The 12,738-nt window shown below is 65.6% G+C and carries 18 protein-coding genes and 1 tRNA gene; 12 read left to right on the forward strand and 7 right to left on the reverse strand.

Annotated elements, in window-relative coordinates; translation table 11 throughout:
* Nucleotides 1-59: 59 nt before the first annotated feature.
* Genes rpsR through rpmB form a run of 4 tightly spaced genes read right to left on the reverse strand, consistent with a single transcriptional unit; the run spans nucleotide 60 to nucleotide 1,032 of the window.
* Nucleotides 60-311: a 30S ribosomal protein S18 gene (gene rpsR, locus CAFEL_RS03315; RefSeq protein WP_172796731.1), complete on the reverse strand. Its 252-nt coding sequence runs from the start codon at nucleotides 309-311 to the stop codon at nucleotides 60-62.
* Nucleotides 312-322: 11 nt separating this feature from the next.
* Entirely contained in the window at nucleotides 323-628 is a 306-nt protein-coding gene (rpsN, locus tag CAFEL_RS03320; protein ID WP_070472882.1) for a 30S ribosomal protein S14, read from the reverse strand.
* A 3-nt stretch (nucleotides 629-631) separates the two neighbouring features.
* Nucleotides 632-796 (reverse strand): 50S ribosomal protein L33, encoded by a 165-nt coding sequence (gene rpmG / locus CAFEL_RS03325; protein WP_006841072.1) that lies wholly within the window; start codon nucleotides 794-796, stop codon nucleotides 632-634.
* Nucleotides 796-1,032 carry a 50S ribosomal protein L28 gene (gene rpmB, locus CAFEL_RS03330; RefSeq protein ID WP_034999474.1) on the reverse strand — a complete coding sequence of 79 codons (237 nt, stop codon included), beginning with the start codon at nucleotides 1,030-1,032 and terminating at the stop codon, nucleotides 796-798. The genes rpmG and rpmB overlap by 1 nt, the downstream gene beginning before the upstream one ends.
* 438 nt (nucleotides 1,033-1,470) lie before the next feature.
* Here rpmB and CAFEL_RS03335 point away from each other — a divergent pair, with 438 nt between their 5' ends.
* From CAFEL_RS03335 to CAFEL_RS03365, 7 genes are all read left to right on the forward strand, one after another.
* Complete coding sequence (locus CAFEL_RS03335) at nucleotides 1,471-1,740, forward strand: type B 50S ribosomal protein L31 (RefSeq protein WP_034999480.1); 270 nt, start codon at nucleotides 1,471-1,473, stop codon at nucleotides 1,738-1,740.
* A 21-nt stretch (nucleotides 1,741-1,761) separates the two neighbouring features.
* Complete coding sequence (gene rpmF, locus CAFEL_RS03340) at nucleotides 1,762-1,935, forward strand: 50S ribosomal protein L32 (RefSeq protein ID WP_034999483.1); 174 nt, start codon at nucleotides 1,762-1,764, stop codon at nucleotides 1,933-1,935.
* A 108-nt stretch (nucleotides 1,936-2,043) separates the two neighbouring features.
* Entirely contained in the window at nucleotides 2,044-2,742 is a 699-nt protein-coding gene (locus tag CAFEL_RS03345) for a response regulator transcription factor (RefSeq protein WP_194560443.1), read from the forward strand.
* On the forward strand, nucleotides 2,739-4,220 hold the full coding sequence (locus CAFEL_RS03350) for a HAMP domain-containing sensor histidine kinase (protein ID WP_194560442.1): 1,482 nt from the start codon (nucleotides 2,739-2,741) through the stop codon (nucleotides 4,218-4,220). Before CAFEL_RS03345 ends, CAFEL_RS03350 begins: the two co-directional genes overlap by 4 nt.
* A 101-nt stretch (nucleotides 4,221-4,321) precedes the next feature.
* Entirely contained in the window at nucleotides 4,322-5,587 is a 1,266-nt protein-coding gene (locus CAFEL_RS03355; protein WP_194560441.1) for a S1C family serine protease, read from the forward strand.
* Nucleotides 5,588-5,638: 51 nt separating this feature from the next.
* Nucleotides 5,639-6,199: a MogA/MoaB family molybdenum cofactor biosynthesis protein gene (locus CAFEL_RS03360; RefSeq protein ID WP_051106437.1), complete on the forward strand. Its 561-nt coding sequence runs from the start codon at nucleotides 5,639-5,641 to the stop codon at nucleotides 6,197-6,199.
* Between the two features lie 23 nt (nucleotides 6,200-6,222).
* A complete protein-coding gene (locus tag CAFEL_RS03365; RefSeq protein WP_126858374.1) occupies nucleotides 6,223-6,420 on the forward strand; it encodes a hypothetical protein in 198 nt (65 codons plus the stop codon).
* Between the two features lie 29 nt (nucleotides 6,421-6,449).
* Here CAFEL_RS03365 and mscL read toward each other — a convergent pair whose 3' ends face one another.
* From mscL to CAFEL_RS03380, 3 genes are read right to left on the reverse strand one after another with little or no spacing between them, the layout of a single operon-like run.
* A complete protein-coding gene (gene mscL / locus CAFEL_RS03370; protein WP_194560440.1) occupies nucleotides 6,450-6,878 on the reverse strand; it encodes a large conductance mechanosensitive channel protein MscL in 429 nt (142 codons plus the stop codon).
* Nucleotides 6,862-7,506 (reverse strand): SAF domain-containing protein, encoded by a 645-nt coding sequence (locus tag CAFEL_RS03375; protein ID WP_194560439.1) that lies wholly within the window; start codon nucleotides 7,504-7,506, stop codon nucleotides 6,862-6,864. Before CAFEL_RS03375 ends, mscL begins: the two co-directional genes overlap by 17 nt.
* A gap of 34 nt (nucleotides 7,507-7,540) precedes the next feature.
* Nucleotides 7,541-8,119: a 5-formyltetrahydrofolate cyclo-ligase gene (locus CAFEL_RS03380; RefSeq protein WP_194560438.1), complete on the reverse strand. Its 579-nt coding sequence runs from the start codon at nucleotides 8,117-8,119 to the stop codon at nucleotides 7,541-7,543.
* Between the two features lie 75 nt (nucleotides 8,120-8,194).
* On the opposite strand from CAFEL_RS03380, the gene CAFEL_RS03385 reads away from it, so the two are divergent.
* From CAFEL_RS03385 to CAFEL_RS03405, 5 genes are all read left to right on the forward strand, one after another.
* Nucleotides 8,195-9,169, forward strand: coding sequence for a UTP--glucose-1-phosphate uridylyltransferase (locus CAFEL_RS03385; RefSeq protein ID WP_194560437.1), 975 nt, complete (start codon nucleotides 8,195-8,197; stop codon nucleotides 9,167-9,169).
* Nucleotides 9,170-9,187: 18 nt separating this feature from the next.
* Nucleotides 9,188-10,519: a molybdotransferase-like divisome protein Glp gene (gene glp, locus CAFEL_RS03390; protein ID WP_194560436.1), complete on the forward strand. Its 1,332-nt coding sequence runs from the start codon at nucleotides 9,188-9,190 to the stop codon at nucleotides 10,517-10,519.
* A gap of 8 nt (nucleotides 10,520-10,527) precedes the next feature.
* Nucleotides 10,528-11,175, forward strand: coding sequence for a GNAT family N-acetyltransferase (locus tag CAFEL_RS03395; RefSeq protein ID WP_394354799.1), 648 nt, complete (start codon nucleotides 10,528-10,530; stop codon nucleotides 11,173-11,175).
* Between the two features lie 113 nt (nucleotides 11,176-11,288).
* A complete protein-coding gene (sepX, locus tag CAFEL_RS03400; protein WP_194560435.1) occupies nucleotides 11,289-12,491 on the forward strand; it encodes a divisome protein SepX/GlpR in 1,203 nt (400 codons plus the stop codon).
* A 75-nt stretch (nucleotides 12,492-12,566) separates the two neighbouring features.
* Nucleotides 12,567-12,639: transfer RNA gene (locus CAFEL_RS03405), tRNA-Ala, on the forward strand.
* Nucleotides 12,640-12,738: the final 99 nt, after the last annotated feature.

Consider the following 12,738-nt stretch of genomic DNA (forward strand, 5'->3'; position numbering starts at 1 on the left):
GGGAGTGCGGGTGCTTCTTTTGAGCCGAAGACTCTACGCTGTCATCGTCAACCGGCTAATTAGCGGGTGGTGAACGGCAGAAGAGCCATCTCGCGCGCGTTCTTCACAGCGGTAGCGACCTGGCGCTGCTGCTGCGGGGTCAGGCCCGTGACGCGGCGGGAACGGATCTTGTGGCGGTCGGAGATGAACAGACGCAGGGTCTCAACATCCTTGTAGTCGACCGACTCGATGCCCTTCGCCTTCAGCGGATTCTTCTTCGGGCGGCGGGACTGCTCAATGCGCGGCTTACGCGAATTGTTGCGCTTCATAATGTGAGTCCTCCTTACCACGAAGACTTACGGACGCCAGGCAGCTCACCACGGTGAGCCATCTCGCGCATACGGACACGGGAAACACCGAACTTGCGGAGGTAGCCGCGGGGGCGGCCGTCACGCGAGTCACGGTTGCGCACGCGGGCCGGGGAGGCGTCGCGCGGCTGACGGTTGAGCTCGAACTGTGCCTCAAGACGGTCCTCGTCAGAGGTTTCCGGGTTCTTGATGATGGCCTTGAGCTCCTGACGACGCTCCGCGTAGCGGGCGACGATCTCTTTACGCTGCTCGTTCTTAGCGATCTTAGACTTCTTCGCCATGGATTATCGCTCCTCGCGGAATTCGACGTGCTTGCGAACAACCGGGTCGTACTTCTTCAGCGTGATGCGATCCGGGTTGTTGCGCTTGTTCTTGCGGGTCACATAGGTGAAACCGGTGCCCGCAGTGGACTTGAGCTTGATGATCGGGCGGATATCGTTACGTGCCATTAGATCTTCTCACCTCGTGCGCGGATCTTGGCGACGACGGACTCGATGCCGTCGCGGTCGATGATCTTCAGACCCTTGGTGGAGACGTTCAGGGTGATGGTACGGCCCTCGGAGGGCAGGTAGAACCGGCGCTTCTGCACGTTGGGGTTCCAACGGCGCGAGTGGCGGCGGTGCGAGTGCGAGACGGTCTTGCCGAAAGACGGCTTGCGTCCCGTGACCTGGCAATGTGCCGACATGGGTTAGCTTCCTTACTCTTCTTGCCGCCCACGACACGATCGCTATGTGAGGAAAAGCGCCAGGTGAGAAGCGGAGTGAGGGTCCGCGACCAGCGCAAGTGCAATCGGTTGACGCAGGCGTATACGTGTACTTCGACAACAGCGAGGAATCACCCTACCGTCTTAGGCCTCTATCTCATAATCGCGTCTGGCTGGCCATTCTCCCAAGTTCCGCGAGCGACGCCCAGCGAGGGCCCACCAGGGCGAAGGATCGTCGATAGGCGGTATGCGCAATTAGGTAAACACGCACGTGAACTGTAAGATACTGCGGGTTGTCCGGCGACCGCCGGATGCAAAGAACATTTCGCACCCAACTCGGGCACGATCTTCGCGCGCGCTCCTCGTCGCGAGAGGCGCGGAGAACCGACCCGTAGTTCAATCCTGAGGGAGACGAATCAAATGAGGAAAGACATTCACCCGGATTACCACCCGGTGATTTTCCAGGACGCAAACACGGGCCACAAGTTCCTGACGCGCTCCACCCTGACCTCCGCACGTACTGAGCAGTGGGAAGACGGCAACGAGTACCCGCTCGTGGTCGTGGACGTCACCGCCGAGTCCCACCCGTTCTGGACCGGCGCGCAGCGTCTCATGGACACCGCTGGCCGCGTGGAGAAGTTCAACCAGCGTTTCGGCGGCATGGCCCGCCGCAAGAAGAAGGCCAACTAGAGGGGATAAAGGAGACTCGTCATGGCAACACCGAAGTTCAAGAAGTCCCGCGCGAACACGCGTATGCGTCGTTCCCAGTGGAAGGCCGACAACGCCGACCTGCAGACCGTCAAGATCGACGGCCAGGAGGTGCGCATCCCGCGTCGTCTGGTCAAGGCTGCTCAGGCCGGTCTGATCGACGTCGAGCAGTTCTAAGCTTTTAAGGGTCGCATTAGACCCATCGAACGAGCCGGGACCCCCAGGTGGGGCCCGGTTTTTTCAGCTTAATTCAACTCTGAGGAAAATATAAGTCATAATAATCCTATGAAAATTCTCGTAGCCGACGACGAGCAGGCTGTCCGTGAGTCGCTCCGACGCTCGCTGCGCTTCAACGGATACGACGTTGTGCTCGCCGTAGACGGCGAAGACGCGCTCGACCAGATCCGTATTGAGCAGCCTGACCTGACCATCCTCGACCTTATGATGCCCAAGCTCGACGGCCTGGGTGTTTGCAGGACCCTGCGTTCCTCTGGGTACGACGGGCCGATCCTCATGCTCACGGCTCGCGACGGCGTGTCCGACCGTGTGGCCGGCCTGGATGCGGGCGCGGACGACTATCTGCCCAAGCCTTTCGCCTTGGAGGAGCTGCTGGCTCGTGTTGGCTCGCTGCTGCGCCGCACCCGGTCCGAGGCCCGCAAGGCCACGGGAAAGGACCAGACCCGCCTCCAGTTCGAGGACTTGGTCATGGACACCTCCACCCGCGACGTCACCCGCGGCGGCCGGGCAATCTCGCTGACCCGTACCGAGTTTGCGCTGCTGCACCTGCTGCTGCAGAACCCGCGCCATGTGCTGGCCCGCCAGACCATCCTGGAAGAGGTGTGGGGCTACGACTTCCCGACCTCCGGCAACGCGCTGGAGGTCTACATCGGCTACCTGCGCCGCAAGACTGAAGCGGGCGGCGAATCGCGCCTGATCCACACCGTCCGCGGCGTCGGCTACGTCCTCCGGGAGACCGCTCCGTGATTTTGCGGCGTTTCACGGGCGAAGCTGAGCTGCAGGGGCAAGCCAATACCGGCCGGTCTCTGCGTAACAGCTTGGCCGTACTCGCCGGCGGCATCGTCGCCGTGGTCATCTTGTTGACCGCGCTGTTTACCTACCGGCTTTCAGAAACGACTCGTCTAACCGTCATGGACGACGACCTGCGCACCCGCACCTACGGCGTATCGCTGCAGTTGAACGACTTGGACGCCGACGATCAGGAAGGCTTTGAAAAAGCCCTTGCCGAGTTCGGCCGATCGAGCCCGTGGGTGAAGATCTCGGCCGCGCCCGCTGGTTCCAACGTGTTCTACGGCGATCCGGTGCCGGTGGCGGGGCCGTACACGGCGACGTCCTCAGGCGACATGCTCTCCCAGCGCACCGTGGCGGGAGAGCGCGTAGTTGTGCGCCGCAGCACCTCCGGTGTCACCGTGGCCATCGCAAAGCCGTTGGACGTGATGAGCATTGTCTCCGGCAGTTGGGGAGCGGCCGCGCTCGTCCTCGCCGGCACCGGCGGGCTCGTCGCCTGGATCGCGGGCGCGGTGATTTCCGCCGTTGGCCTCCGCCCCGTGCGCAGGCTACACAGAGCTATCGACGCCGCCAACGAGTCCGACCAGCTGACAGAGCTGCCCGTCGACGGCGACGACGAATTCGCGGAAATCACCACCTCGGTGAACAAGATGATCGCCACGCTGGAAGACTCTAAGACGCGCCAGGCGCAGCTGGTGGCGGATGCCGGTCACGAGTTGAAAACCCCTCTGACATCGATGCGCACGAACATCGAGCTGTTGATGATGCTGTACAACTCCGGACAGCAGGATCAGATTTCGGAGCAGGATCGCAAGGACCTAGAGCGCGACGTGATGGCGCAAATGGAGGAAATGTCCATCCTCATCGGCGACTTGGTGGATCTGACGCGGGACGAAGCGCAGCAGGGCGCCGAGCCCGAGGATTTCCGCCTCGACGAGGTGCTGGAGGAAGCGCTCGACCGCGTGCGGCGCCGCCGCCCGGACCTGGCGTTCCAATTCGAGGCGGACCCGTGGGTGATCACCGGCGACCGGTTCGCCATGGGCCGCGCCCCAATCAACCTCATCGATAACGCCGCGAAGTGGTCGCCGCAGGGCGGCACGGTGCGCGTGTCGCTGAAGGCGGCGAAGCGCAACGCGGTGCTCATCGTCGACGACTCGGGCCCCGGCATCCCCGAGGACCAGCGGGAGAAGGTTTTCGAGCGCTTCTACCGCGCGCCGGAGTCCCGCTCGATGCCGGGGTCCGGTTTGGGCCTGGCCATCGTGAAGCAGGTCTTTGACCGCCACAATGCGACCATCGTGGCGGAGGAGTCCGACGACGGCGGCGCACGCTTCCGCGTGGTGTTCCCAGGCCGCCCGCCGCAAACGGACAACGTGGAGGCTGACGCCACAGCCGCAGAAACCCAGGCGCGCGTGATTCCGCGCAAGAGCTACAGTTAGACCTGCAGGCTAACGCGCACAGTAATCGTTCAGGAATTGTTACGAAACGCGGTGCATGCCCTCAAGTTCTGCCACAGGGCGGCGGGGCATAATGGCCCGTCATGAGTGAAACGAACTTCCCGGAAGACACCTCCAGTTTTCCGTCGGACAATGGCGTCTACCAGGTGCCGTCGCAGCCCCAGGCGTACAACCGCCGCAGCAACGGCGGCAACGGCGGCAAGGGCATCGCAACGGCATTCGCAGTCGCGCTGGCAACGGCTCTCGTTGCCGGCGGCGGCGCGGGCTACTTCGCCGGCTCGACCCAGGCGGGCAAGGAGGCGCAGGGGCCGCTGGAAAGCGCCTCGGAGGACTCCTCGGAGGATTCCCGGAATGGATCTGGCGATGCGCCGTCGCAAAGCGAACTGCGTAACCCGACAGTTGCGGACCCGGCCGATGCTCCCGAAGGCTCGGTAGAGCAGGTGGCCGCCGCGGTGCTGCCCGCGGTGGTCTCCATCGAGGTGGCCACGCCCCGCGGCAGTGCAGAGGGCTCCGGCTCCATCATTTCCGCGGACGGCTATGTGCTGACCAACCACCACGTCATCGCCGGCGCCGACACGCCCGGGTCGAAGGTGCAGGTCACGCTTAACGACGGCTCACGCCGCAGCGCCCAATTCGTCGCCTCCGACGTCAACACGGATGTCGGCGTGCTCAAGATCGACGATGCCAACGACCTGCCGGTGATGCAATTCGGAAACTCCGACGAACTGCGTGTGGGCCAGGAGGTCGTCGCGGTGGGCTCCCCGCTGGGGCTGTCCGCCACGGTGACCAGCGGCATCGTCTCCGCGCTCAACCGCCCGGTGCGCGCCTCTCAGGGCGGCGGGGAAAGCTCGCTGATGGACGGCATCCAAACCGACGCCGCGATCAACCCGGGCAACTCCGGCGGCCCGTTGGTGGACCGCAGCGGCAACCTGATCGGCATGAACTCCGCGATTGCTTCGCTGTCCGCGGGCGGCATGGGGCAGGGCGGCCAGGGCGGCTCCATCGGCCTCGGTTTTGCCATCCCGTCGAACTTTGCCAAGCGGGTGGCGGAGCAACTCATTGAAACGGGCGAGGCTACCCAGCCGATGCTCGGTGTGCGCGTGAGCGTGATGCAGGGCTTCGGCGGCGGTGCCGTGGTGGCGGGGGTGGAGCCCGGCAGCCCCGGCGAAACGGCTGGGCTGAAACCTGGTGACGTGATCACGCGGCTGAACGACCGGCCCATCGACTCTGCCGACGCTCTCATCGCGGCGACGCGCTCCAAGGCGTTCGGGGAGACGGTGACGCTGCAAGTGCAGCGGGAGGGGGAGTCTCAGCCGATTCCGGTAGAGGTGACCTTAAGTTCCGAGTAACTTCATATCTGACCTATCCGCCCCGTTATGTCTTAAGGGAGTCTGACCACGATGCCGGAATTGTTTGACGCGCTCGACATCACCGAGCCGGACGATGCGACGCTGCGCGCCTCCGAGCTGGAGAGCGATTCCCCGACGTCGCCGGGCGCCATCGTCGTGCTGGTGGGCGACCGCCGCTACGACGCGCCGGGTGACAACACCGACGAGATGGTGGTGGAGCTTTTGCGCGAGGCTGGCTTTGTGGTCGATGGCGTGGTGCGCGTGAAGTCCAAGAAGTCCGAGATCCGCAAGGCCATTGAAACTGGCGTGGTCGGCGGCGTGGATCTGGTGCTCACGCTGGGTGGCACGGGCGTCGGCCCGCGCGATAAGACGCCGGAAGCGACCCGCGCGGTCATTGACAAGGTGGTCCCCGGCGTCAGCCAGGCCATCCGCTCGTCCGGCCAGGCGTGCGGTGCCGTGGACGCGTGCACCTCCCGCGGCATTTGCGGCGTGTCCGGTTCCACGGTCGTGGTCAACCTGGCGTCCTCGCGCCAGGCGATTCGCGATGGTGTGTCGACGGCGACTCCGCTGGTACGTCACCTCATCGACGAGCTGAACCAGCACTCGGTGTAAATCCGGCGCAGTACAGCAGGCAGATGGAACGCAAACGTAGGCGCGCTGTGCGCAAAGCGGACGTGGAATATGACCGGTCCGCCGACGCCGCGCCAAACACGCAGGCAGAAGAAAACCCGGCCCTGGACGCTGAGCGCGAGGTGCTGCTCGGCGACGAAGAGCCGGGTTTGACGGGTCGTGATTTCTATGAGGCGGAGCGGCCTCCGCACTACGGGGAGTAGCTTTTCAGCCAGTCCCGCTCAAGGACGAACTAGTTCAGCGGCTTGTGCACGTTGTTCGGGTTCTGGCCTGCGAGCAGGTCGCGGATCTCCGTGAGCAGCTCGGTGTCGGTCGGCTCCGGCTCATCCGGGTCGATGCCCTTGCGGCGCTTCTGCGCCTCGTCCAGCTTGTTCATCGGAGCAACGAGCAGGAAGTAGATCACTGCGGCGATGAGCAGGAAGTTGATGATGGCAGTAAGGACGGCGCCAAAGTTGACGAAGGTCGCCTCGTTGCCCTCCCGGATGAAGAAGCCCAGTCCGGAGTCGGAGTAGTCCACGCCGCCGAGGGATGCGAGGAGCGGGTTGATGATCGCGTCAGAGAACGCGGTGACAACTGCGGTGAATGCCGCGCCGATGACGACGCCGACGGCAAGCTCGATGACGTTGCCGCGCATGATGAAGTCTTTAAATCCTTGAAGCATGTTTCGGGATATTAAACGCACGCTCACGGTTGCTCAATACGAGCGTGAGCGGCTCCGACAGGGAAGCGGCTGCTACGGCGGCAGCCTCACCCTGTCTGAGCAGCACTAATACCGCGTCGCCTTCCCCAGATGTGACGACAATCCCATTTTCCGCAACCACGCGGGGCCCTTGGCCCACAACGTCAACTTCTGCCCCGTGGTGCAGCATGGGCAAGATGTCCGGTTCCGCCAGCGGCACCGGAACCATGGAGAACTCCTCGCCGTCTGGTTTGTCCTGGGTGAGCAGGCCCGCCAGATCGGGCCCGACCAGGCGCGTGGCCGTGACCACCTCGCCGCGGGAGGCGGCCGCCGCGAGCAGTTGCCCCTCGGCCAACGCCGCGTCGTCGAGCGCGTTTTCGGGTACCGACTCCGCCGGGAGCCGCCGCAGCTCTAGGTCGTCCGCGCTGAGCACAGTGCCGGGGGCGACATCGCGAGAGAAGGTGAGGGCTGGCGGGTCGGACCGTGAGGCGTCGATAAGCACATGCAGCACAGCGGCGACGACGAGGATGACGGCTATCACCCTGCGGATGAGTACGGAGCGGCGGTAGCCGGGGGAGCGGAGGTTGTGAAGGCGCGCGGAGAGGTCCATGGGAATAAGACGGCGGAAACCGCGCCCCGGTTCCCTAGACGCGGAAGAAACCCTCCGGCGTGATCACCGCGTCCACCGCCTGGTCGTGCGCGTCATGCGGCACAGCGTCTACGACCTCCCAGTCGTAGACCACTGCCGCAACGGGAACATCCAGGGCCGACAACGCTCGGTCGTAGTAGCCGGCGCCTTTGCCCAATCGCATGCCTTGCCTATCGACGGCTAACGCCGGCGCCACCACCAGCCCGCAGGAGCGCAACACGTTAGAGGTGAAGCGCGGGCCCGTCGGCTCAGTGATCCCCAAAGCGCCGGCCGCATCCGCGGCCCCGAGCTGCGCCCAGGCGAGCACCCCGTCCGGCAGGGAAATGGGCAGAAATGGCGTGCGCGCCGCGGTGGCGAGCTGTGCCGCGAAATCCGCCGGGCCAGGCTCGGAGGCGAGCGGGTTATAGGCGGCGATGTTGGTGCCGCGGGCGTTGAAATCGTCGATGCACGCCAAGGTGGCCGCGACAATAGCCTGGTCGAGCCTTCGTTTTCGTTCCGTGCCGCGCAGCTCGCGCCGGTTGGCGAGGTGCGTCGCACGCAAGGCGGCCTTCCGGGGTTGTGTGGTTGCGTCCACGTCGGTGTGCTTACTCCTTGCTTCTTCCGGGTCGCAGCCGGGTTGTGAAGGTTGGGGACTGTAGGCTTTGCGTTTATGCAGAATTCTACTGACCTTCCCGTTGATGCTGCGAACGCTTCGGTGAAGACTGTTGTGGTTCCGGCGGCGGGTATGGGGACTCGTTTTTTGCCGGCGACGAAGACGGTGCCGAAGGAGCTTTTGCCGGTGGTGGATACCCCGGGCATCGAGCTGATTGCTGAGGAGGCTGCGGCGGCTGGGGCGCAGCGTCTTGCTGTGGTGGTCGCGCCGAATAAGGAAGAGATCATGCGGCATTTCGGCGAGTTTTCGGACTTGCAGGACCTCATGGTCGCCCGCGGCAAGCAGGCCCAGGCGGACAAGGTGGCGCGCGCCAACGGTTTGATTGAGGCTGTGGCGGTCACCCAGGATGAGCCGCTCGGGCTTGGGCACGCGGTTGGTTGCGCTGAGGAAGCGTTGGACGATGACGAGGATGCGGTTGCTGTGATGCTGCCGGATGATCTTGTGTTGCCGGCGGGTGTGATGGAGAAGATGGTCGCGGTGCGCAATGAACTCGGGGGGTCGGTGTTGTGCGCGTTTAACGTCTCGCGTGAGGAGGTGTTCAACTACGGCGTGTTCGACGTGGAGGATGCCCAGGCTGAGATTGATGGTGTTGAGGTGTTAAAGGTGCGCGGCATGGTGGAAAAGCCTGCTGTTGAGGATGCGCCGTCGACGCTGGTGGCTACCGGCCGGTACCTGCTGGACCGCGGGATTTTTGATGCGCTGCGGCGTATTGAGCCGGGTAAGGGCGGGGAGTTGCAGCTGACTGATGCGATTGAGTTGATGATCTCTGAGGGCCACCCGGTGCACGTGGTGGTGCATGAGGGCAAGCGCCACGACCTGGGTAACCCCGGTGGCTATATCCCGGCGAATGTGGATTTCGGCCTGCGCGATGAGAAGTTCGGGCCTGCCGTGTACACCGCGGTGAAGAAAATCATCGCCGACTTCGAGGCGGAACACCCCGAGGTTGCCGCAAAGGCGCAGGACAACGCGTAGACGAAAGGGGCACGGGCCATGCGCAGCGTAGAGGACCAGCTTGCGGCTGTAGTGGACGCGGCGACCGCCCCCGAGCCGATCCGGGTGGCGCTGACGGACGCGCTCGGCCTGATGTGCGCCGAAGAGGTCACCTCCACCACGCAGGTCCCCGGCTTCCCTCAGGCGGCTGTGGACGGTTTCGCCGTGCGCGCGGTAGACGTGGGCGGCACCGCCGGGCTGCGCAGGACCGAGCGCCGCGACCACAACGAAAACGGCCACAACGATCACGACCAAGCCGATAACGGCGAGGAAGCCCCCGCCGCCCCACAGCCGAATCGCGAGCGCGCCCTTCCGGTGGTAGGCGAGGTGCCCGCCGGCTCCCAGAAGCCGCTGCGCCTGCAGCCGCGCCAGGCGGTCCGCGTCGCCACCGGCGCCCCGCTGCCCACACTCGCGGACGCGGTGCTGCCGCTGGAGTGGACGGACCGCGGACGCAAACGCGTCACCCCGCAACGCCCCGTGCGCACCGGTGATTTCGTGCGCCGGCCTGGCGACGACATCCAGCCCGGCGACATCGCCGTGCGCCAGGGCGCGGTGCTCGGCCCCGCCCAGATCGGCCTCGCCGCCGCCGCGGGCCGCGACAAGTTACTGGTGTACCCGCGCCCGCGTGTGACGGTGATGAGTTACGGCCTGGAACTGGTGGACTTGGACCGCCGGCCGGGCCTGGGGCAGGTCTTCGACATCGCCTCCTACGTCGTGGCCGCGGCCGCCAAAGAGGCGGGCGCGGACGTGCACCGCGCCGGCATCATCAACGCCGAGCCGCGCCGCATGCGCGAGATCGTGGCGGGACACATCGCCAAAAGCGAATTCGTCGTCATCACAGGCGCCGTTGGCGGCTCCGGTGCGGCCCCCATCCAGGAGATCTTGCGCGAGCTCGGCCAGGTGGACACCACCCGCGTGGCCATGCACCCCGGCTCCGTGCAGGGCTTCGGCCTGATGGGTGAGGAGCGCGTCCCGGCGTTTCTCCTGCCGTCCAACCCGGTGAGCGCGCTGGTGATCGCGGAGACGTTCATCCGCCCCGCCATCCGCAGCTCCCTGGGCAAGACCGCGGTGACGCGCCGCACCGTCAAGGCCCGCTCCCTGCGCGAGCTCAGCTCCATTCCTGGCCGCCGCGGCTACATCCGCGCCCGCCTCATGCGCGACGCGGACACCGGCGACTACCTGGTCGAACCGCTGTCCGCACTGGAAGCCGGCCCCGCCCACCTGCTGGCCGGCTTCGCTGAGGCCAACGCCATGATCCACCTGCCGGAAGACGCCGTGGACGTGCGCCCCGGCGACATCGTGGACGTCGAGTTCCTCCGCCAGCGCAGCTAGGCTCAGCCATGTTCGCGATGTTCCGCCAGCCCACCCCGGGCTGGCCCGAGCCCACACCGACCGCGACGCTTCCCGACGGCGCATCCGTCCGCCTGCGCCCCTTGTCCTCCCGCGATGGGGAGGACTGGTCGGGCACGAGAAACGTCGATAAGCAATGGCTCCAGCCAGTCGAGCCCACGGTGGAGGGCACCTGGGAGGACGCGCACTCGCACGCGGCGTGGCGCAACACCTGGCTGAACCTGAAGCGGCTGGCCAACCAGGGCACGGTGGTGCCGCTGGTCATCGAGGTCGACGGCGATTTCGCCGGACAGGTCACCCTGGGCAACATCCAGCACGGCATCGTCTCCGAATGCTGGGTGGGCTACTGGGTGCACTCGCCGTTCATGGGCCGCGGGGTGGCCACCGCGGCGTGCGCGCTGGGCGTTGACCACGCGTTTTCCCGCGTCGGGCTGCACCGCGTGACCGCCACCTACCTGCCGCACAACCCCGCCTCGGGCCAGGTGCTCAAGCTCAACGGCTTCCGCGAGGAGGGCTACCTTCGCCGCAACCTGCACATCGACGGGCAGTGGCGCGATCACCACTTCGTGGCCTTAAACGCAGACGATTTCCCCACCACCGCCGTGCAGCGCCTGCGCGAGGCTGGCCGGGTGCGCTAACGGCGAAAAACAGCTGCGCCCCACGGCGCGCCGACCCGTTCGCCCGCACGAGTGCCGATACCGTGGACTCCTGACTTCAAGGGTGCAACTGACGCGGAAAGGTGGCATCGCCCATGGGCAGCCCGAGCTTAATGATCATCTTGATCCTGGTCGTGTGGATCATCGTCCTCGCGCCGTTGATGATCGGCAACAACAAGCCGATCCGCCGCTCCGGCGACGGCTACGACGAAACACGCGTGCTGCACGAGGGCGGCACCGCGCCGATGGCTGAGCGCCGCCGCCCGAAGCTCACCGCCGCCGACATCCACCGCCACAGCGAGGACACCGACTACGAGGTCGTCGAAGCAACAGATGCCGAGGAGCAAGTGCTTATCGACGACGCTCCCGCCCTGCGCACCCTCTTCCGCCGCCCCGGCGCAGAAGAGGCAGGTGCCGAAGAGTCCGACGCTGCGTCAGACCACATCGACGGCGAAGTGATCGAGCACGCCGAAGACGAGGCCGAGCCCGCCGAGGTTGATGCCGATGACGCTGAGGCCGATAGCGCTGAGGCCGATGACACTGAGACCGCTGACGCCGAGACCGCGGGCGGCTCCACCAAGGTCGTGGCCAGCGAGCCCGCCGGTTCCACCTCTGTGAAGCTCCTCGCCGAAACCGACCGCTACGAGCTGGACGAGTCCTACACCGCACCCGAGGATTTTGGCTACGCGGGCGAGACCGGAGGCGTGGAGAAGCAGAGCGCCTCGGAAACGGACGTGGAGGATGTTCAGGCGGACACCAACACCGACGCTGGCGTCGACGACGAGGTCGACACCGCGGAGGCCGCCGAAGCGGGCGACGAGGACCTCGCTTTCGCCGCCGCGCGCCGCGGCCGAGGCGGATTCGACCCGGAGCGCGACAAGAAAAACACCGCCACCCGCTTCCAGCGCCGCCAGCGCACCCTGCTGGCGCTGATCGCCGCCTGCGTGGTCACCTTCGTCGTGGCGTTTGTCGCGGGCGGCTGGACCTGGGTGCTGCCCGCCGTGTCGGTGGGTCTTACCGCATGGTTCATGATCGCGTTGCGTCGCGTGGTGCTGCAAGAGCGCGCCCTGCACGCCCGCCGCCTGCGCCAGCTGCGCCGCGCCCGCATGGGCGTGGCTATGAGCAACCACGTCGAGCACCCGCGTGACGCTCGCCTGCGCGCCGGCTCCGTCGTGCTGGACCTGGACGACGACAGCCCCGACTTCGACACCCTGCCGTCCGCCCGCTACGCGCCGGAAAACGACCCCGGCTACGACGACTACGAAGACCTCGGCGGCTACGGCACCCGCGCCTCCTAAAAGCTGTGAAAACCTCCACTGCGCTGGCGATTTAACCGGTGCGTGGGGGAGGAGTAACGTAACGAGCGTGCCCAAGGGGCTATAGCTCAGTTGGTAGAGCGTCGCGTTCGCAATGCGAAGGTCAGGGGTTCGATTCCCCTTAGCTCCACTAGATTGCGGGACCCGGTCGAATACGGTCGGGTCCCGTTACGTTTTGCTGATCGGCTAAGCTGCCTCCCGTTGAATCTCAGGCATAAACGAGCAGCTG

Source organism: Corynebacterium afermentans subsp. lipophilum, assembly GCF_030408375.1.
Classification (GTDB): domain Bacteria; phylum Actinomycetota; class Actinomycetes; order Mycobacteriales; family Mycobacteriaceae; genus Corynebacterium; species Corynebacterium lipophilum.

What these genes read in the sequence shown, in the direction of transcription:
- CAFEL_RS03365 (WP_126858374.1), top strand. Translation starts at nt 6,223, where the DNA reads ATGGAACGCAAACGTAGGCGCGCTGTGCGCAAAGCGGACGTGGAATAT.
- CAFEL_RS03335 (WP_034999480.1), top strand. Translation starts at nt 1,471, where the DNA reads ATGAGGAAAGACATTCACCCGGATTACCACCCGGTGATTTTCCAGGAC.
- CAFEL_RS03395 (WP_394354799.1), top strand. Translation starts at nt 10,528, where the DNA reads ATGTTCGCGATGTTCCGCCAGCCCACCCCGGGCTGGCCCGAGCCCACA.
- rpmF (WP_034999483.1), top strand. Translation starts at nt 1,762, where the DNA reads ATGGCAACACCGAAGTTCAAGAAGTCCCGCGCGAACACGCGTATGCGT.
- sepX (WP_194560435.1), top strand. Translation starts at nt 11,289, where the DNA reads ATGGGCAGCCCGAGCTTAATGATCATCTTGATCCTGGTCGTGTGGATC.
- CAFEL_RS03375 (WP_194560439.1), bottom strand. Translation starts at nt 7,506, where the DNA reads ATGGACCTCTCCGCGCGCCTTCACAACCTCCGCTCCCCCGGCTACCGC.
- rpmB (WP_034999474.1), bottom strand. Translation starts at nt 1,032, where the DNA reads ATGTCGGCACATTGCCAGGTCACGGGACGCAAGCCGTCTTTCGGCAAG.
- mscL (WP_194560440.1), bottom strand. Translation starts at nt 6,878, where the DNA reads ATGCTTCAAGGATTTAAAGACTTCATCATGCGCGGCAACGTCATCGAG.
- CAFEL_RS03385 (WP_194560437.1), top strand. Translation starts at nt 8,195, where the DNA reads ATGCAGAATTCTACTGACCTTCCCGTTGATGCTGCGAACGCTTCGGTG.
- rpsN (WP_070472882.1), bottom strand. Translation starts at nt 628, where the DNA reads ATGGCGAAGAAGTCTAAGATCGCTAAGAACGAGCAGCGTAAAGAGATC.
- rpmG (WP_006841072.1), bottom strand. Translation starts at nt 796, where the DNA reads ATGGCACGTAACGATATCCGCCCGATCATCAAGCTCAAGTCCACTGCG.
- glp (WP_194560436.1), top strand. Translation starts at nt 9,188, where the DNA reads ATGCGCAGCGTAGAGGACCAGCTTGCGGCTGTAGTGGACGCGGCGACC.
- CAFEL_RS03360 (WP_051106437.1), top strand. Translation starts at nt 5,639, where the DNA reads ATGCCGGAATTGTTTGACGCGCTCGACATCACCGAGCCGGACGATGCG.
- CAFEL_RS03355 (WP_194560441.1), top strand. Translation starts at nt 4,322, where the DNA reads ATGAGTGAAACGAACTTCCCGGAAGACACCTCCAGTTTTCCGTCGGAC.
- CAFEL_RS03345 (WP_194560443.1), top strand. Translation starts at nt 2,044, where the DNA reads ATGAAAATTCTCGTAGCCGACGACGAGCAGGCTGTCCGTGAGTCGCTC.